The organism is Gluconobacter thailandicus F149-1 = NBRC 100600, assembly GCF_000964465.1.
Taxonomy (GTDB): Bacteria; Pseudomonadota; Alphaproteobacteria; order Acetobacterales; family Acetobacteraceae; genus Gluconobacter; species Gluconobacter thailandicus.
The window spans coordinates 1-358 of record NZ_BANH01000126.1 but is presented as its reverse complement, the minus strand read 5'-3'; the positions used below and the strand labels follow the sequence as shown (position 1 = coordinate 358).

Annotated in this window: 1 protein-coding gene; it reads left to right on the top strand. The window is 55.0% G+C overall.

What is annotated here, in order from left to right; translation table 11 throughout:
- On the top strand, positions 1-358 hold a 358-nt coding region (locus B7444_RS16030), incomplete at both ends, for a DDE-type integrase/transposase/recombinase (RefSeq protein ID WP_048855241.1).

The window sequence follows — 358 nt, the reverse complement described above, 5'->3', positions numbered from 1 at the left end:
CCGATCGGGTTCTTTCATCTCGATATCGCGGAGGTCCAGACCGCAGAAGGCAAGCTGCACCTCTTCGTTGCTATCGACCGGACCAGCAAATTCGCAGTCACACAACTGGTTGAAAAAGCCGATCGGAAGACGGCCTGGGAATTCCTCGAATATCTCCTGAGCATGATCCCTTACCGGATTCATACCATTCTGACCGATAACGGCATCCAGTTCGCTGAACAGCCCCGCAATCGCAATACGGCGTGGTCGCGTCCAATGCGCTTCGACATGATCTGCGAAGCCCACGGGATTGAACACCGCCTGACGAAACCCAATCATCCCTGGACGAACGGTCAGGTTGAGCGGATGAACCGGACAA